At 48.6% G+C, this 16,107-nt stretch carries 19 protein-coding genes and 1 pseudogene; 12 read left to right on the top strand and 8 right to left on the bottom strand.

The genetic code is table 11. The features are described from left to right. The first annotated feature begins 105 nt into the window (after positions 1-105). Together H6F68_RS18425 and H6F68_RS18420 are read left to right on the top strand one after the other, a co-directional pair. Positions 106-1,659, top strand: coding sequence for a bifunctional UDP-sugar hydrolase/5'-nucleotidase (locus H6F68_RS18425; RefSeq protein WP_190561227.1), 1,554 nt, complete (start codon positions 106-108; stop codon positions 1,657-1,659). 48 nt (positions 1,660-1,707) lie between these two features. Further along, entirely contained in the window at positions 1,708-2,202 is a 495-nt protein-coding gene (locus tag H6F68_RS18420) for an ureidoglycolate lyase (RefSeq protein ID WP_190561225.1), read from the top strand. Here the strand turns inward: H6F68_RS18420 and H6F68_RS18415 are convergent. Continuing rightward, positions 2,199-2,756 (bottom strand): GNAT family N-acetyltransferase, encoded by a 558-nt coding sequence (locus H6F68_RS18415; RefSeq protein WP_190561223.1) that lies wholly within the window; start codon positions 2,754-2,756, stop codon positions 2,199-2,201. The genes H6F68_RS18420 and H6F68_RS18415 overlap by 4 nt on opposite strands. 112 nt (positions 2,757-2,868) lie before the next feature. On the opposite strand from H6F68_RS18415, the gene H6F68_RS18410 reads away from it, so the two are divergent. Further along, complete coding sequence (locus tag H6F68_RS18410) at positions 2,869-3,555, top strand: HAD family phosphatase (protein ID WP_190561221.1); 687 nt, start codon at positions 2,869-2,871, stop codon at positions 3,553-3,555. Between the two features lie 304 nt (positions 3,556-3,859). Here H6F68_RS18410 and H6F68_RS18405 read toward each other — a convergent pair whose 3' ends face one another. Further along, positions 3,860-4,231, bottom strand: coding sequence for a hypothetical protein (locus H6F68_RS18405; RefSeq protein WP_190561219.1), 372 nt, complete (start codon positions 4,229-4,231; stop codon positions 3,860-3,862). Positions 4,232-4,453: 222 nt separating this feature from the next. Here H6F68_RS18405 and H6F68_RS18400 point away from each other — a divergent pair, with 222 nt between their 5' ends. Continuing rightward, positions 4,454-4,984 carry an orange carotenoid protein N-terminal domain-containing protein gene (locus H6F68_RS18400; protein ID WP_190555065.1) on the top strand — a complete coding sequence of 177 codons (531 nt, stop codon included), beginning with the start codon at positions 4,454-4,456 and terminating at the stop codon, positions 4,982-4,984. Between the two features lie 60 nt (positions 4,985-5,044). Here H6F68_RS18400 and H6F68_RS18395 read toward each other — a convergent pair whose 3' ends face one another. Together H6F68_RS18395 and H6F68_RS18390 are read right to left on the bottom strand one after the other, a co-directional pair. After that, the gene (locus tag H6F68_RS18395) at positions 5,045-5,350 is read right to left on the bottom strand and encodes a ferredoxin (protein ID WP_190561217.1); all 306 of its coding nucleotides are present in this window, start codon (positions 5,348-5,350) and stop codon (positions 5,045-5,047) included. Positions 5,351-5,415: 65 nt separating this feature from the next. Beyond that, positions 5,416-5,784, bottom strand: a complete 369-nt coding sequence (locus tag H6F68_RS18390) for a cyclic nucleotide-binding domain-containing protein (protein WP_190434277.1) — start codon at positions 5,782-5,784, stop codon at positions 5,416-5,418. Between the two features lie 402 nt (positions 5,785-6,186). On the opposite strand from H6F68_RS18390, the gene H6F68_RS18385 reads away from it, so the two are divergent. Next, a complete protein-coding gene (locus tag H6F68_RS18385) occupies positions 6,187-6,444 on the top strand; it encodes a type II toxin-antitoxin system ParD family antitoxin (RefSeq protein ID WP_190434279.1) in 258 nt (85 codons plus the stop codon). Between the two features lie 84 nt (positions 6,445-6,528). Here the strand turns inward: H6F68_RS18385 and H6F68_RS18380 are convergent, their stop codons facing one another. Then, entirely contained in the window at positions 6,529-7,203 is a 675-nt protein-coding gene (locus H6F68_RS18380) for a histidine phosphatase family protein (protein WP_399314452.1), read from the bottom strand. 180 nt (positions 7,204-7,383) lie between these two features. On the opposite strand from H6F68_RS18380, the gene H6F68_RS18375 reads away from it, so the two are divergent. Continuing rightward, a complete protein-coding gene (locus H6F68_RS18375; RefSeq protein WP_190434281.1) occupies positions 7,384-7,578 on the top strand; it encodes a hypothetical protein in 195 nt (64 codons plus the stop codon). 83 nt (positions 7,579-7,661) lie between these two features. On the opposite strand, the gene H6F68_RS18370 is transcribed toward H6F68_RS18375, so the two are convergent. Further along, a complete protein-coding gene (locus tag H6F68_RS18370) occupies positions 7,662-7,919 on the bottom strand; it encodes a hypothetical protein (RefSeq protein WP_190434282.1) in 258 nt (85 codons plus the stop codon). Between the two features lie 135 nt (positions 7,920-8,054). Further along, entirely contained in the window at positions 8,055-8,741 is a 687-nt protein-coding gene (gene sufR / locus H6F68_RS18365) for an iron-sulfur cluster biosynthesis transcriptional regulator SufR (RefSeq protein WP_190561215.1), read from the bottom strand. Positions 8,742-8,904: 163 nt separating this feature from the next. On the opposite strand from sufR, the gene H6F68_RS18360 reads away from it, so the two are divergent. The 5 genes from H6F68_RS18360 (at position 8,905) to H6F68_RS18340 (ending at position 14,369) form a co-directional block, all read left to right on the top strand. After that, positions 8,905-9,270: a ferredoxin thioredoxin reductase catalytic beta subunit gene (locus tag H6F68_RS18360; RefSeq protein ID WP_190434286.1), complete on the top strand. Its 366-nt coding sequence runs from the start codon at positions 8,905-8,907 to the stop codon at positions 9,268-9,270. Between the two features lie 142 nt (positions 9,271-9,412). Then, entirely contained in the window at positions 9,413-10,849 is a 1,437-nt protein-coding gene (gene sufB / locus H6F68_RS18355) for a Fe-S cluster assembly protein SufB (RefSeq protein WP_190561213.1), read from the top strand. A gap of 121 nt (positions 10,850-10,970) precedes the next feature. After that, positions 10,971-11,762 carry a Fe-S cluster assembly ATPase SufC gene (gene sufC, locus H6F68_RS18350; protein WP_190561211.1) on the top strand — a complete coding sequence of 264 codons (792 nt, stop codon included), beginning with the start codon at positions 10,971-10,973 and terminating at the stop codon, positions 11,760-11,762. Then, on the top strand, positions 11,759-13,102 hold the full coding sequence (gene sufD / locus H6F68_RS18345; RefSeq protein WP_190561209.1) for a Fe-S cluster assembly protein SufD: 1,344 nt from the start codon (positions 11,759-11,761) through the stop codon (positions 13,100-13,102). Before sufC ends, sufD begins: the two co-directional genes overlap by 4 nt. Before the next feature lie 10 nt (positions 13,103-13,112). Continuing rightward, entirely contained in the window at positions 13,113-14,369 is a 1,257-nt protein-coding gene (locus H6F68_RS18340) for a SufS family cysteine desulfurase (protein ID WP_399314654.1), read from the top strand. 202 nt (positions 14,370-14,571) lie between these two features. Here the strand turns inward: H6F68_RS18340 and H6F68_RS18335 are convergent, their stop codons facing one another. Continuing rightward, a complete protein-coding gene (locus H6F68_RS18335; RefSeq protein WP_190561205.1) occupies positions 14,572-15,150 on the bottom strand; it encodes a hypothetical protein in 579 nt (192 codons plus the stop codon). Positions 15,151-15,448: 298 nt separating this feature from the next. On the opposite strand from H6F68_RS18335, the pseudogene H6F68_RS18330 reads away from it, so the two are divergent. Further along, positions 15,449-16,015, top strand: a pseudogene (locus H6F68_RS18330) (Uma2 family endonuclease). Positions 16,016-16,107: the final 92 nt, after the last annotated feature.

Genomic DNA, 16,107 nt, shown 5'->3' with positions numbered 1-16,107 from the left:
TCAAATTAGTCCTCAAACTAAAAATTCATGTAGCCTAAATTTGACAACTGCACTGAGCTACTAGCTGGCTTCAAGCAGTTTGTGGCCATGAATGAGATGAGACCTATGCAGCAACGATGGAAATGGTACGGCTTGGCTTTGCAACTATTAGCTCTGAGCCTCGCTCGTCCTGTCTGGGCAGAAACAGTTAACCTTACCTTGCTGCATCTCAACGATGTCTATGAGATCACGCCAGTTGAAGGAGGGAAGCGAGGAGGTTTAGCAAGAGTAGCGGCTTTGCGACAACAGCTCTTGCGCCAGAACCGCAACACTTACACCGTTTTAGCAGGCGATTTCTTCAGCCCTTCTGCCTTGGGTACCGCTAAAGTCAATGGGCAACGCTTGGCAGGGCAACAAATGGTAGCCGTGTTGAATGTGATGGGTTTGGACTACGCTACCTTCGGCAACCACGAGTTCGACTTGTCCGAGGAGTTGTTTCGGCAGCGATTGCGAGAGTCGAAGTTTCGTTGGTTTTCGGGTAACGTCACTGATGCCGCAGGCAAGGCATTTCCCGGTGTAGCTCAATCTCAGATTGTGAAGGCAAAAGGCAAGCAAGGAGAAGTTGTCCGAGTTGGCTTAATCGGGGTGACTTTGGATAGTAACCAGAAAGACTACGTGCGTTATCGAGACGCGATCGCCTCAGCCCAGGAGCAAGTCAAAGCCCTGCAAGACAAAACTGATGTAGTTGTTGCGCTGACTCACCTCTCCCTAGAACAAGACCAGCAACTCGCCGCTACGATTCCTGAGATCAACTTAATTCTAGGTGGGCACGAACACGAGAATATGCAACAGTGGCGAGTCGTCGGTGAAACCAATAAAGCTCGGAAATGCAACGCAGGTTTAACGCCGATCTTTAAGGCAGATGCCAATGCCCGTACCGTTTACATTCATGATTTGCAGTACGACACCCAAACTCGCTGTCTACGAATCAACTCTCGTTTGCAGCCCATCACAGATGCCATGCCAGAGGATGCCCGCACTGCCAAAGTAGTGCAGCAATGGGTCGATCGCGCCTTTGCAGGATTCCGGGCCGACGGATTTAATCCAGAGCAGGCGATCGCAACTACTCGTGAAACTTTAGATGGGCTGGAATCCAGTGTTCGCAACTCTCCCACTAACCTAACGAAGCTTGTGGCTCAGGCGATGCTGCGGGAAGTGGAGGGAGCTGAGTTGGCAATTTTTAATGGTGGCTCGATTCGTATTGACGATCGCATTCCCGCAGGGCCGATCACGCAATACGATGTGATCCGGATTCTGCCGTTTGGCGGTAAGGTGCTGTCGGTCGAGATGAAGGGTGAGGTTCTTCAGCGCGCTCTCACTCAAGGACGAGATAATCGAGGAACGGGCGGTTACTTGCAAACTGCGAATGTGGACTGGAATGCTAGTACTAACAGTTGGTTAATTCAAGGTCAGCCCCTGCAACCAAATCGGATGTACCGTGTTGCTATTAATGACTTTTTAATGACAGGTCAAGAAAGCAATTTAGGCTTTTTGACGTTCCAATCGCCTGACATCAAGCTAGTAGAAGAGAAACGAGACATTCGTTTTGCAGTGATTAACCAACTCCAAGCCCAGCAGGGTGCCGCTACAAAACCACAGCTACCCGTTGCAAAACCCTAGGCATAAGTGCGATCGCTCCGTAGCTTAGAAAAACATCAAAGTTCGGCCATGAGGACATTTATCTTGGAACGATTACCCGCGCAGCCGATTACGCCAGAAAACTTTCAACCTTACGGCCAAGTGATTGCTGCCAGTACGGATGGGAAGCTGTTTGACTCGGAGGATGCCCAACTGGTGCTCGATCGCGGTACGCCTCGCTTCTACATCATGCGGCTGCACAGCAAAGGTCGGAAGTTCCACAACATCACTCGCCACGTTCAATGCACCCAATGTTTGGGGTCGCTCGAAGGGAAGGAATGGTTACTGGCTGTAGCGCCCCCTTCTCCAGGTTCGCAGCCTGACCTAGATAAGATTGCTGCGTTCCAAATCCCCGGTGACTGCTTCATCAAGCTTAACCTCGGCACCTGGCACGCTGGCCCCTATTTCGACGCTGATTTTGTGGATTTCTACAACCTGGAACTGAGCGACACCAACCTCAACGATCACGAAACTTGTAACTTGCTGGAGGCTTATGGTGTGGAGTTTGCGATCGCTACTCCTTAACCAACAGGTCTAAACCGATAGAACGAATCATTTGACTGATAGTCTTCTCGGTTGAGTGAGTAGTAAGCCACCTCAAGATTGTAATAGTGAGCTTGTTTTTCATATTTCAGCCCTACTTTTTGCATCACTCGTTGCGAGGCGATGTTGTGGGTAAGAGCGATCGCGACAATACGCTGAAGTTGCAGTGTTTCAAAACCAAAGCGCACGCTAGCTCTGGCAGCTTCTGTCGTGAGTCCTTTGTTCCAGTAATCGTGGGCGATCGCGTAAGCCAACTCTACTTCGGGCGTGTTTTGCAACCACTGCAATCCGCAATGCCCAATCAGTTCCCCATGTTGCTTCTCAACCATTGCCCACAGCCCAAAGCCGTGATGTTGCCAGTGTTCTATAAAGTTAGTCAAAACAGCTTGGCCTCGTTCCCAGCTCAAAGACCGAGACGAGGGCAGCGTTTTCATCACGTACGGATTGGCAGTAATTTGCCGATGGTGAGCTTCTAAGTCAGCGATCGCTAGGAGTCGAAGCTGTAGCCGCTCCGTTTCAATTTCGTATCCCGTCATGACGTGGCAGAACTTCTTGAAGTGTTGAAAAGGTAAAGCTTTGTTTCGGTATCCTACAAGGGAAGCAGATTAGTTTTCTTCCTTTGCTCGATGTCCCTTAACTCCTCATATCATGCTGGCAGCAATTTTATTTGACTTGGATGGCACCCTCACCAACACCGATCCCATTCACTTCCGAGCTTGGCAAGAACACCTCAGCGAACACGGAATAGAGATTGACGAGACGTTTTACAAAACCCAGATTAGCGGCAAGACCAACCCCGTGATTATTGAAGAGATTTTGCCAAATTTGTCTGTGGAGGCAGGGCAACAACTTGCGGATGCTAAAGAATTACGCTTTCGGGAATTAGCGACACAAGAAATTACAGCTATGGCAGGGCTGACCCAAATTCTAGATTGGGCACAGCAACAGCAAATACCTCTAGCAGTCGTGACGAATGCCCCACCCGAAAATGCCTATTTCATGCTGGAAACTCTGAAACTAAATGCTCACTTTCAGACAGTAGTGATCTCAGATGAAATTGGCGTAGGAAAACCAGATCCTGCCCCCTACAACGTTGCCTTGGAGCGGCTAGGGGTGTCTCCAGAAGCCGCGATCACCTTTGAGGATTCTCCCTCAGGGATTCGCTCAGCAGTCGCAGCGGGAATTCCTACCATTGGTATTGCTTCTACTCACAATCTCCAAGTGCTTTACGATTTAGGCGCGATGCTAGTGATTCCCGATTTTACTGATGAACAACTCTGGGCCTTACTAAAATCTCCGGGCAAAGTTGATGAACCGAAATTATTAGTAAATTAGTGATTCATTAGCGATCGCTCGAAATAATCAACAACTCCTCATCCCACCAAAAACTGCTGTTCTTAAACACAAAAAAGCTGGAATTACACTTATAAATTCCAGCCTACAAATATTGGGTTTAGTTTAGTTATAGAGGATTAGCTTAGAGTTAGATAGGGGGTAAGTATAACCTTCTTAGAAAAAGAAGCTTTTTGGCTCGCTGGCACCAATTCAAAAGATTTTCAGTTATGCATTAATCTATATGAACTGGTGGTTAAATCAGCGGTAAATAGCGCTCAGGCTAAGCAATCTTGAGATTTTCGGCCTATTGACCAGGCTGCCCTTTTTCAAAAGCTTTTTGCATCAAATCGTGGCTGTCGCCAGCATTCGCTGCATCAGGGCGTAAGTCTTGAGCCATTGCCCGGAAGTCACTGGGATCGCCTGTAGGTTCTGCTTCAAACTTGGTTTCTTCTGCTGCATGAAGTTCGTGTTCGGGTGCAGTGGCTGCTGCTGCCGCTTCTGCGCCTTGGCTGCTGCGATCAACGTCGCTGACGCTATATTCTTTAGAAGCTTCGTAGTCAGCATCTATGTTTACTTTAGGAGCTTTTTGTTCACCCGCAGAAATCTCTTCTGTCGCCTGTAGAGCATCAAAATTTTGACCTTCACCTGGGGTTAAATCGGTAGTTGCGTCAGCCATATTGAACTCCTAACTTTCGTTTTTTAACTTCATGCCCTGACTTTAACAAAGCTGGCTCTGCTTTCCTCAACCCCCCAGGATAGATTCCCAACCTCCCCCTGTGGAGAGATTCGCTAAAGCAAGTTAAGTAATCGAAACTCTCCCTCCTGAGGGGCGATCGCACTCCAAAAATTGTGATAACTCTAACCTGGAGTAGCTTAATATTCTCTAGGAGAAAAGTTTATGACTTCTGACCATGAAAGCGGTAGATCTCAGCTTCTAAATGAAGATACTACAAAAGCAGTTGAAGCATTTAACAAGCTCGGGACAGATGAGAAATTAGCTTATTTCTACTACGTTTACGAGAAGATGGGTGAGTCAATTACCCCTGCAGCTCCAGCTGCAACAGAGCCAAATTTAGCCCCTAAATTAATGGGTGATTTTTACGAATTATCTGATGACGAACAACTGGCAATTATGCGCCAGATTGTGAATCGTGAAGACACCGAATATTCACGGGCTTATGGCTCTTTAAAGGAAAATAATCAACTAATGGTTTGGTTTGCTTGGGCGCAAGCAATGGGCGAAACAGTAGTTGATTTGCCTGGAGACTACAACGCGGCTGAAGGCATCAACAACCTACTTTCTCAAACCGAACACCTAGGTTTTGAGCATCAAATTTCCATGTTCCGAGAAATTGCTGCCAACATGGGCTATACCGATGTTCAGCCGATTCCGACTCAAGCTGAAACGGGCAAGACTTCTAGCTTCTAGACTGGAGCTAGGATTGCAATAAGTTGTAGAGACGTGCCGATCGCGTCTCTATTATTTTGGCTATTTTGACTGTTTTGGCTGATCAGCTGGATGAAACTTGCGATAAAGCATGCCCTGCACGGGGTTTCCCTGCTTTAAGTGGCGTTCGGCGATCGCACCTACTTCATCAGGCTGCACCCGACAATACCAGACTTCCTCAGGCAACACGAGCATCATGGGGCCATTGCCACATTGTCCCAAGCAACTACTGGCTTCAACTTGTACGTCAGAAGTAGTTTGGGTTTGCAAAGCTGCTAAAACTCTTGTCGCGCCTTGCTTTTGACAACTTTTGTTTTGACAAACGAGAACACGTCTAGGAACTGACAAGCACCTACACTCAAAACTGCTTCTCTATCCTAGACTCTTGATTATGTGAAGTAGATTCAGCTTGCTTAAAGTAGCTGCAACAAACGGCTGAGTCTCTCGGAGTAGCTTTTCATCACTTCTAGGGCAAAGATAGGAGTTTCTTGGACGGCGAAGAGAAACCGCTTTTGATCCAGAAACGCTAGTTGGCAATCGGTTTCGGCCACAGCCGTATAATTTCTGGTTTTTGCACCAATTAACGCGCCAACCCCAAACACTTCACCTCGCTCCAACGTTTCTACCACTCGGTTGTTGATCACTAAGCCAACCGTCCCTGAAAGAATGCCATACATTAATTCAGCGGGTTGCCCGGTTTCAAAGATGACTTGATCAGTTGAGAAGTGCTGTGGCTCTGGCTGCCTTTGGAAGATGCTGAGGGTTGTAACTGGGTCTAACATGACTCGGCAATTCCAATAAGTTAAAAGTGGTGTTTTTCGGGAGGGAATTAAAGACTTGGTTCGCTCCAACAAGATGAAACCAGCTTTAGACGCTCGAATTCTACTGTTTTGGGTCCAGCGACGCGGGATTCTAAAGAATAATTTCTAGATTAACGGGCGATCGCGCCTAGATCGAAGTGCATACATAAAACCCAATACTAATTAGCTTTAACTCAAGAGTAGTAGGGTTTATGGCTGTCTTTAGGTAAAGTCTAGTTGTAGCGCAATCCCTCTTAAGACGTAGGAAGTACAACCTCAAGACAGAGGAAGTATAACCATGAGTCAGAAAAAATAAGGCAGTATTGATGGCTTTAATCAGTTTTGCCACAACTCTGATGGCGATGCACATGGAGGCAATGGCTAATGTCTACTCTGAATATTTCGCTACCTGAAGCAGTTCACCAATTTGTTGAGGAGCAAGTTACTTTTGGCGGCTACGATACGAGCAGCGAGTACATTCAGCACTTAATTCACCAAGATCAAGAACGAGTTAACAAAAGACAGTTAGAAACGTTGTTAACCGAAACCTTAGAGAGTGATGAATTAGGCTACATGACTGACGAATGGTGGCAAGAAAAGCGCACTCAGATTCTGCAAAAACTCCGCTCTGAGCAGAAGTAATCTAGCAGTATCGCGATCGCTAGTCACGCAATATAGGCTGAAATTGTTTGGTACAGCTTCGCCCAAATAAGCTTTTGTTCTACGTTAGGTGCCTGGGAGCGATCGCAATTCTTCACTTAAATGGGTGCGATCGGCTAAGGCTTTGAGTAGCGGCCCATGCGCACCAAACTCAACGATGCTCACCGAGCCCACTGGGCAACCCAAACGGTAGCGGAAACGGCCTACATCAATGCCCAGCAGGGCACAAAGTGTAATCCGAATTGTGGCTTTGTGCGCCACGATCAAGACATTACCGTCATTAAACCGTTCTTTGATTTCTTCGATGACTTGTAAGGCTCGGGTCGCGATCGCCACCGCTGGTTCTCCCTCCGTGGGTGGGTACCAAGCAGGGTCAGCCGACCACCGTAAGTAATCATCGTGAAATTCCTGGCTCACTGTCGCTACTGTATTGCCTTCCCACTTGCCATAATTAATTTCTTTCAGCCCGTCTCGCAGTTCTGGTTGTAAGCCTGTCGCCTCACAAAGCGGCTGCACTGTGGCGATCGTCCGCTTCATGGGGCTAGAAAAAATTGCTGTCCAGGGTATGGCTTTATAGGCGACAGCAAAGGCCTGAGCCATTGCCAAACCGTCAGGGGTGAGTTCAGGGTCGATCACGCCACAAAAGAGGTTTTCGCGGCTGCAAGTGGTTTGACCGTGGCGGAGAAAGTAAAGCGTGAGGCTCAAGGTTGTCAGCTCCAATACAGGGGTGCAAATCACCATTGCTAGTGTAGACAATCTTGACTGACAACCCGCCAATTTCGTAAGTCCTTTAGGACTGGTGTATCACCAGCAAGCCAGAGAAAATTCTAACGATAGGAACAACTGCGTAAAGACACCGTCTTTTGATCAAGAATTCATTTCAACCCTATCTTTCTACCAGTAAATTTACAGGGTGTCCTCATGCTGCTGATTCGTGAAATTGTCCAACAGGCGTTCACATCCGGTTGTTTGACAGTGGAAGCAGAAGAGCAACTCCGGAAGTTATTGGCTAAAAAGTACGATGCCCAAGACTTACGGGCTTTCATGAAACTGCAACAGGCCACCATGTCCGGTGTGGTCAAGCAAGAGTCTCGCGAGTTGCTGTATTCGCGCTAATCTACCGATTTCCTCTGTTCTCCCCAGGCGATCGCTCTGTCTAATGAAGAAAAGGAGCGATCGCTTTTTTCTGTCTCAGTTTGCTACCACTTGAGGAACGCAGCTTCTGATCCGTGTTCGCGGCGAACCCTACCATCTTCTTCAAACCAGGCAATTACTTGCTCTGGGGTCAATTCTTCGATCGCTACTCCCGCATTTTGGGCAATGTGTTTCAGCAACTGTAGGGAAGAAATGGTGAGACGAGTCAAGAATTTTTCATGAGACGACAGCAACGCCGCATCTACAGCAGCAGATTCTTCCAAGCTAAGAAACTGGGTCGTAGGTTGTTGGGGTTGAGTCATAGTCAACAATTAATCATGGCAGTTTGCAGTGGACAGCCAGCAGCGACATTAAAGGCGATCGCTACTAGCTTAGAAACAATGAGTCCAGACTAAACCTTTCTAGAGAATTATTCTGCCCAACTACCCTGCTCAGCGCTAGTTGCCAACTGCTGCTTTAGTCTGGATCAAATACCCACAGCGATGTTCGCCATTCACAATCCAGTGAGTCCGTTCTACGGTACAACCGGGTAATGCCGCTGCAAACATTTCTAATTCATGACCACACACACTAGGGAATGACTCCGCAATATGCGAAATGGCGCAGTTATACTCTGTCACTACATAGCGCTCAGCCTGATCTGATTGAGTCGAAACGGATTGCGCCTCAGGACCAGCCACAGAGTGCCACTCAGCCATATAGCCTTCAGCCCGTCGTAGCTCAACTAAATTAGCCACCCGCTCTTGCAACGATCCTGAACCAACGCGATCGCGATATTCTGCCGCCTTGCGTTCCCACTGCTTTTGGAGTAGTACTCCCACCTGCTCACGGCCCACTGTTTCGGTCAGCGTATCTAAAAGCGAAAGGGCAAATTCTTCGTAACGGTCCGGGAAGCGATCGCGACCTTGACGGCTGAGCTTGTAGACGTGGTTGGGACGCCCCATACTGACATGCACAACTTCGTGCAAAATCAACCCCTCCGCCTCTAAGTCTTTCAAGTGACGGCGAATTGCTTGAGGACTAAGCTTCAAGTGTTCCGCCAGTTCTTGGGCAGTCGCTTGGCCCTGCTTCAATAAATGATGCAGGATGTCCTGTTTCGTAGAAGGTTGCTGTGTCGTTGCCATCCTTGTCTCAAAACCAGCTAAAGCGAACGGCAAAAATTGCGCGAACAGACTTTGACAACTAAATTGTTTCTAAAGTACCCTAAAATAGAAATTAAGCAACGAAAGTGTTGTTTTAATTATTTAATTATAGATTGTAGTTCAGTTTGTCCTGCCATCCTGCCTCATGAATTCAACGACCCCTGAAAGCCAGCAAGCAACAGAAAAAAGCCTCGAAGCCATGAGGCACTTTTCAGAAACTTATGCCAAACGGACAGGAACCTACTTCTGTATGGACCCCGGTGTCACCGCTGTTGTGATCGAAGGGTTAGCCAAACACAAGGACGAACTGGGTGCTCCCCTCTGCCCTTGCCGTCACTACGAAGACAAAGAAGCAGAAGTAGCCGCTGCTTTCTGGAACTGCCCTTGCGTCCCCATGCGCGAGCGCAAAGAGTGCCACTGCATGCTCTTCCTCACCGAGGACAACGAGTTTAGGGGGGACAAGCAGGAAATCAGCTTTGAAGAAGTTAGAGCTGTGACCAATCAATATTAATTTCTAGCCTTTTGCCTGCGGCTGACTCGATTCCTTTTCCTAGAGAACACACTTTCCTCGTTTGCTGACCTAGCGTCTCATTTCGCCCCAGGTTTGCTGTTCAGCCGCCTCCGATCCCTAGAGTCCTGAGAGAACACTACCGATGACTGCAAGCGTTAAGACACTCGTCAATCAGCCCTACAAGTATGGGTTTGTGACGGACATCGAGTCAGAAACCGTACCCCGTGGATTAAGCGAAGATACCGTTCGCCTGATTTCGGCCAAGAAAGAAGAGCCAGAATTCATGCTGGAGTTTCGCCTCAAGGCGTATCGCCAGTGGCTCAAGATGACTGAGCCAACTTGGCCCCATGTCACCTACCCCCCAATTAATTACCAAGACATCATTTATTACTCCGCACCCAAGCAGAAGCAGAAGAAGCAGAGCTTGGACGAAGTAGACCCCATTCTGCTGGAAACCTTTGAGAAGCTGGGCATTCCGCTGACTGAGCAGAAGCGCCTTGCCAACGTCGCCGTCGATGCCATTTTCGATAGCGTTTCCGTGGCTACAACTTTCCGTGAGAAGCTAGCTGAGAAGGGCGTGATTTTCTGCTCGATCTCCGAAGCGTTGCGTGAGTATCCAGAGTTGGTGCAGAAGTACCTCGGTAGCGTTGTGCCTGTAGCCGATAACTATTTTGCGGCCCTTAACGCGGCGGTGTTTAGCGACGGTTCCTTCGTCTACATTCCCAAAAACACCAAGTGTCCGATGGAGTTGTCTACCTACTTCCGGATCAACAGTGGTGACACAGGGCAGTTTGAGCGGACGCTGATTGTGGCCGAAGAAGGCAGCTCAGTCAGCTACCTAGAAGGCTGTACTGCCCCCATGTACGACACCAACCAGCTCCACGCCGCTGTAGTGGAATTGGTAGCGATGGACAATGCTGAGATCAAGTACTCCACTGTCCAGAACTGGTATGCAGGCGACGAGAACGGCAAAGGCGGTATCTATAACTTCGTCACCAAGCGCGGTCTCTGCCAAGGCGTGAACTCCAAGATTTCTTGGACCCAAGTCGAAACAGGTTCGGCCATCACTTGGAAGTACCCCAGTTGTGTGCTGGTTGGTGACAACTCCGTGGGTGAGTTCTACTCAGTGGCACTGACCAACCACATGCAGCAAGCCGATACGGGAACCAAGATGGTCCACATCGGCAAGAACACCCGCAGCACCATCATCTCCAAGGGGATTTCGGCGGGCAACTCTAAGAACAGCTATCGCGGTTTGGTGAAGATTAGCCCGAAAGCGGAGGGCGCACGCAACTACTCGCAGTGTGACTCGATGCTGATTGGTGACAATGCCCAAGCTAATACCTTCCCTTACATCCAAGTGCAGAACAACACGGGCAAGGTGGAGCACGAAGCCTCAACTTCCAAGATTGGCGAAGACCAGCTTTTCTTCTTCACCCAGCGCGGCATCTCGATGGAAGATGCGATCTCGATGATGATCAGCGGTTTCTGTAAGGATGTGTTCAGCCAGTTGCCAATGGAGTTTGCAGTCGAAGCCGATCGTCTGTTGGCCCTGAAGCTAGAAGGCAGCGTGGGTTAAGACTTCTCCCCCAGCCCCTCTCCTGCGAGGAGAGGGGAGAAACCAAGAAGCGATCGCCTCCCTCTCTTCAACTTGCTCGAATCCCTCAACCCTCAAGCATTCCAGAGTTTAATCAGTTGCAATGATCATTGAAAACAGCGAAGTTATCTTATCCGTCCGGGATCTGACCGCGAATGTGGACGGCACCCAAATCCTCAAAGGCTTGAACCTGGAAGTCAAAGCTGGAGAAATTCACGCCATCATGGGGCCAAACGGTTCTGGCAAGAGCACCTTCTCCAAAATTTTGGCAGGGCACCCCGCTTACGAAGTCACGGGTGGCGAGGTCATCTTCCTGGGTAAGAACTTGCTGGAGCTGGAACCCGAAGAACGGGCGCGATCGGGTGTGTTTCTAGCATTCCAATATCCGCTGGAAATTCCTGGGGTCAGCAATATCGATTTCTTGCGCGTGGCTTACAACTCGCGTCGTAAACACCAAGGTCTAGAAGAACTCGACGCTTTTGACTTTGATGATTTGGTGCGGCAGAAGCTAGATGTGGTCAAGATGGACCCCGCGTTTCTGAATCGTAGCGTGAATGAAGGCTTCTCGGGTGGCGAGAAAAAGCGCAACGAAATTCTGCAAATGGCGCTGCTCGAACCTAAGCTAGCCATTCTGGATGAAACCGATTCTGGCTTAGATATTGATGCGCTCAAGATTGTGTCTGGCGGCGTTAACCAGATTGCCAATCCTCAAAATGCCACCATTCTGATCACCCATTACCAGCGCTTGCTCAACTACATTACTCCTGATTTTGTGCATGTGATGGAAGGCGGTCGCATCTTGACCACAGGTGGTAAAGAACTGGCGCTGGAACTCGAAGAGCGTGGTTATGAATGGGTGAGAGAAGAAGACGCGGCTGAGGTGGCAGCACGATGACGATTCAAGTTTCTCCCGAACAAACGACAAATTCTAGCGCTGCTGGCAACCGGGAAGCATACTTAACTCAGTTGTTGAAGTTGGCTCAAAGCGCTGAGGTGACGGTTAGCGATCGCCTCCCAGAACTCAGATCACAAGCTGCGGCGTTGTTACAAGAGCAAACCTTCCCCACAACTCGCAATGAAGAGTGGCGCTACACCGATTTGTCGCCCTTGTTGCAAGTGGAGTTGGCAGTTGATACTCAGCCGTTGGCAGTTAGCTCTGAAGCCGTTCAAACCTTTGCGTTGCCAGAGGCGGCTGAGAGTCGGTTGGTGTTTGTCAATGGTGTGTATGCCTCCGAACTCTCCGCGATCGCCAATCTCCCAGCCAGTATCTTTGTCGGCAATTTGGCTGCTTTACCAGAGGAGTTGAAAGCACGATCGCAGAACTATCTGGCGAAGCAGCCCGGTGCGGAAGAAGTTTTTACCGCACTCAACACTGCAGGTTTAAGCGATGCTGCTGTGGTTTGGATTCCGAAGAACCAAGAGGTTGCAACGCCGATTCATCTGCTGTTTGTCTCCACTGCAAGCGATCGCCCCGTGCTATCCCAGTTTCGCTGCTTAGTCGTGGCCGAAACAGGGAGTAGCGTCACGCTAGTAGAAGACTATGTCACGGTGGGCGAGGGTGTATATTTCACCAATCCAGTAACGGAAATCTGGGTCGAACAAAATGCTCAGGTGCGTCACACTAGAATTCAGCGGGACAGCCAAAATGCCTTCCACATTGGCAAAACTGCGGTCAGCCAAGCGCGAGACAGCCGCTACACCTGCAATGCGGTTAGCTTTGGCGCAAAACTGTCGCGGCACAACTTGGAAATTTTCCAAACTGGAGAGCAGACCGAAACCAACCTCAACGGCTTGACGCTCGTGGCTGGAGACCAACTCGGCGATACTCACAGCACGATCGCCTATACCCAACCTCACGGCAGCAGCCGCCAACTGCACAAAACCATTGTGGATGGGCAAGCACGAGCGGTATTCAACGGCAAAGTGTTTGTGCCCAAACTGGCACAACTCACTGACGCAGGACAGCTCAACCGCAACTTGCTCCTCTCCCCCAAAGCCCGTGTAGATACGAAGCCGCAGCTAGAAATCACAGCGGATAACGTCAAGTGCAGTCACGGCGCAACGGTGGGGCAGATTGACCCGGATGAAATCTTCTATCTGCAAAGTCGTGGTCTGGATCAAACCAGTGCCCGTCAGCTTTTGGTTTATGCCTTCGCGATCGAGATTATTGACCAAATTCCCGTTGCCTCTGTGCGCGATCGCCTGTCTCAGCTAGTGAAACAACGAGCCTTTTAGAACCATGACTATCGCTCAGGAAAGAACTCTCGCCGCTCAGGTCCGCGCTGACTTCCCGATTTTGGATCAGGAAATCAACGGCAAACCCCTGGTTTATTTAGACAACGCGGCTACTTCCCAAAAACCTAAAGCCGTGTTGCAAGCGTTGCAACACTATTACGAGCACGATAACGCCAACGTCCACCGGGGTGTGCATACGCTCAGCTCGCGGGCGACGGATGCTTACGAAGGCGCAAGAGATAAAGTTGCTAAGTTTGTCAATGCGGCATCTCGGCAAGAGATCATCTACACCCGCAACGCCAGCGAAGCGATCAACTTGGTGTCGAACGCTTGGGGCTTGAGTACGCTGAAGCAGGGCGACGAGATCATCCTGAGTGTGATGGAGCACCACAGTAACCTAATCCCCTGGCAGTTGGTGGCGCAGAAAACGGGTGCGGTGCTCAAATTTGTGGAGCTAACTGAAACCGAAGAATTCAACTTAGAGCAGTTCAAGTCGCTGATTTCCGACAAGACCAAGCTCGTCTCCGTGGTGCATGTCTCCAACACCTTGGGCTGCATTAACCCCGTTAAAGAGATTTGCGCGATCGCTCACCAACATGGCGCGAAAGTCTCGATCGATGCCTGCCAAAGCTTGCCCCACATGCCAGTTGACGTGCAGGACATTGACTGCGATTGGTTGGTCGGCTCTGGTCATAAGATGTGTGCGGCGACTGGAATCGGTTTCCTCTACGGCAAGCTGTCTCTGCTGCGCTCGATGCCGCCGTTCTTGGGTGGTGGTGAGATGATCGCGGATGTGTTTCTCGATCACTCCACCTACGCCGACTTGCCCCATAAGTTTGAAGCGGGCACACCTGCTATTGCCGAAGCGATCGCCCTTGGTGCTGCGGTGGATTACCTGATGGGCTTGGGCATGGACAGAATCCACGCCTACGAAGAAGAACTCACCGCTTACCTGTACCAGCGCTTAGCCGAGCTGCCCGAAGTCCGCACCTATGGCCCCAAACCCACGGAAGATGGCAAAGGTCGCGCTGCTCTAGCAGCTTTCACGGTGGGCGCAGTTCACCCCCACGACCTCTCGACGATTTTGGATCAAGCAGGAATCGCGATTCGGGCTGGGCACCACTGTACGCAACCACTACACCGCCACTTAGGGGCACAATCTACAGCACGGGCGAGTTTGTATTTCTACAACACCCGCGAAGAAATTGATGTCTTCATCGAATCTCTCAAAGAAGCAATCGAATTCTTCGGCAGCATCTTTGGTTAATTGTTAATCACAACTTTTTTCGTAAGTAGGGTGGGCACCAGCTCACCTTATTTTTTATTTCTTTATTTTAATTAAATCAAATATTAGGAGACTGACCTTTAATATCTTCTAAACAAGTTGGCAGTAGTTCCTTCAGATTACTAGGCGCTTGATCAAAGTTGAATCTGTTGAATCCGCTCAAATCAACAGGATTTTTAATTTTTTAAAAAGCTAGTTTGGCATTCTCATCACCCATACTTTCTGCATAGTCAATATATGTACCTTCAACTATCGAGCTTGATGACAATAAACCTGTTAAGCATGCCAAATTGTCCCCTGGCTTATTAAAGTAGGTTATTCCTTCTATTACGGGACCAGTTTTTTGAAAGATAATGTATCTTGCCTGTTTTTCATTTGGTGTTGAGGCTACACCATAAAAATATTTACCATTGGGCAAGGTTTCTATTAACTGATTAGAGTTATCAGAATTAGGTGTAGAAATACCATTAAAGAACAAAAGAAAAACAGCAAGAAATGCAGCAAATGCACCTGTTGCTCTAATTTGGGTTTCATTAAAAGGTATCTTTGCTTCCAAGTTAAGAGTACCTGAAAAAAGATAAGCTGAGACTCCAGCAGTGAAGGCAGCTAAGAAACGAATGACAGCAGAAGTAGTATTATTAAAGCTCTGTGGATAAAAAATCAAAACTATAAAAGAAATAATAACCAGGCAACCGAGAAGAAGACCAACTCTTCTCTCAAAAACCAAATTGTCTACGGACGAGTTTTTATTGTTTTTACTCATGTTGATTCAGCCTGATAATATCTGAGGTATTTTGAATGAGAAGAAAAGAATAACTTACAGTATAAGGTTGTGAATAAATCAAGAGTATTTAGGCATCGAAATTACATTTTTAATTCATAAAAATGTTGGATTCAAAGAAACAAAAAGAATTTTCAACTTTTGTATTATTGGCGAATGTTGGTGTAGTAATCTCTCACTAGTTACAGTTTAAGCACTTCAGCATTATGAGCAGCAGGCTATTGTGAAAGCAAGCGATCGCTAAAATATAAGGCATAGGGCTGTAGAAGGATGGCTACTGATGGTACAAACATCGCCCAAACCCATCACGCTAGACGAGTTTCTCAAACTGCCAGAAACCGAGCCAGCGAGTGAGTTTATTGAGGGAAAAGTCTTTCAGAAGCCAATGCCGCAGGGACAGCATAGCCGCATTCAACAAAAGCTAACCGCCACGATTAACGCTGTTGTTGAAGACGCTCAAATTGCGCTAGCCCTGCCTGAACTACGCTGCACATTTGGCGATCGCTCTATCGTTCCTGACATCGCAGTATTCACTTGGGAACGCATTCCCACCAATGAGGATGGTGCGATCGCAAATACATTTGCTGCACCGCCTGATTGAACAATTGAAATTCTCAGCCCCGATCAATCCGTAACTCGCGTCATCACCAATATCCTCCACTGCCTCAATTATGGAGCGCAGATGGGATGGTTAATTGACCCCGCTGAACAACTGGTACTGGTCTACACTTCCAAACAACAACCGCAATCCTTCGATGCCGAGAGCGATCGCTTCCCGACACCCACATTTGCAGCAGAGTTGCAATTAACAGTCGGACAGATGATGGGATGGCTGAAAGTCAAATAAATTGAGTTGCAATCTATCACGACTGAGCGTGGTGTATAGGCGAGGGAACGTGGATTGATTAGAATGCCAGTGCTGTGAACCCCCATTTCGCC

It is taken from the genome of Trichocoleus sp. FACHB-262 (assembly GCF_014696035.1).
Taxonomy (GTDB): Bacteria; Cyanobacteriota; Cyanobacteriia; order FACHB-46; family FACHB-46; genus Trichocoleus.
The sequence above is the reverse complement of the archived record's forward strand: the minus strand, read 5'-3'. Positions and strand labels throughout refer to the sequence as shown.

What these genes read in the sequence shown, in the direction of transcription:
- H6F68_RS18425 (WP_190561227.1), top strand. Translation starts at nt 106, where the DNA reads ATGCAGCAACGATGGAAATGGTACGGCTTGGCTTTGCAACTATTAGCT.
- H6F68_RS18420 (WP_190561225.1), top strand. Translation starts at nt 1,708, where the DNA reads ATGAGGACATTTATCTTGGAACGATTACCCGCGCAGCCGATTACGCCA.
- H6F68_RS18415 (WP_190561223.1), bottom strand. Translation starts at nt 2,756, where the DNA reads ATGACGGGATACGAAATTGAAACGGAGCGGCTACAGCTTCGACTCCTA.
- H6F68_RS18410 (WP_190561221.1), top strand. Translation starts at nt 2,869, where the DNA reads ATGCTGGCAGCAATTTTATTTGACTTGGATGGCACCCTCACCAACACC.
- H6F68_RS18405 (WP_190561219.1), bottom strand. Translation starts at nt 4,231, where the DNA reads ATGGCTGACGCAACTACCGATTTAACCCCAGGTGAAGGTCAAAATTTT.
- H6F68_RS18400 (WP_190555065.1), top strand. Translation starts at nt 4,454, where the DNA reads ATGACTTCTGACCATGAAAGCGGTAGATCTCAGCTTCTAAATGAAGAT.
- H6F68_RS18390 (WP_190434277.1), bottom strand. Translation starts at nt 5,784, where the DNA reads ATGTTAGACCCAGTTACAACCCTCAGCATCTTCCAAAGGCAGCCAGAG.
- H6F68_RS18385 (WP_190434279.1), top strand. Translation starts at nt 6,187, where the DNA reads ATGTCTACTCTGAATATTTCGCTACCTGAAGCAGTTCACCAATTTGTT.
- H6F68_RS18380 (WP_399314452.1), bottom strand. Translation starts at nt 7,203, where the DNA reads ATGGTGATTTGCACCCCTGTATTGGAGCTGACAACCTTGAGCCTCACG.
- H6F68_RS18375 (WP_190434281.1), top strand. Translation starts at nt 7,384, where the DNA reads ATGCTGCTGATTCGTGAAATTGTCCAACAGGCGTTCACATCCGGTTGT.
- H6F68_RS18370 (WP_190434282.1), bottom strand. Translation starts at nt 7,919, where the DNA reads ATGACTCAACCCCAACAACCTACGACCCAGTTTCTTAGCTTGGAAGAA.
- sufR (WP_190561215.1), bottom strand. Translation starts at nt 8,741, where the DNA reads ATGGCAACGACACAGCAACCTTCTACGAAACAGGACATCCTGCATCAT.
- H6F68_RS18360 (WP_190434286.1), top strand. Translation starts at nt 8,905, where the DNA reads ATGAATTCAACGACCCCTGAAAGCCAGCAAGCAACAGAAAAAAGCCTC.
- sufB (WP_190561213.1), top strand. Translation starts at nt 9,413, where the DNA reads ATGACTGCAAGCGTTAAGACACTCGTCAATCAGCCCTACAAGTATGGG.
- sufC (WP_190561211.1), top strand. Translation starts at nt 10,971, where the DNA reads ATGATCATTGAAAACAGCGAAGTTATCTTATCCGTCCGGGATCTGACC.
- sufD (WP_190561209.1), top strand. Translation starts at nt 11,759, where the DNA reads ATGACGATTCAAGTTTCTCCCGAACAAACGACAAATTCTAGCGCTGCT.
- H6F68_RS18335 (WP_190561205.1), bottom strand. Translation starts at nt 15,150, where the DNA reads ATGAGTAAAAACAATAAAAACTCGTCCGTAGACAATTTGGTTTTTGAG.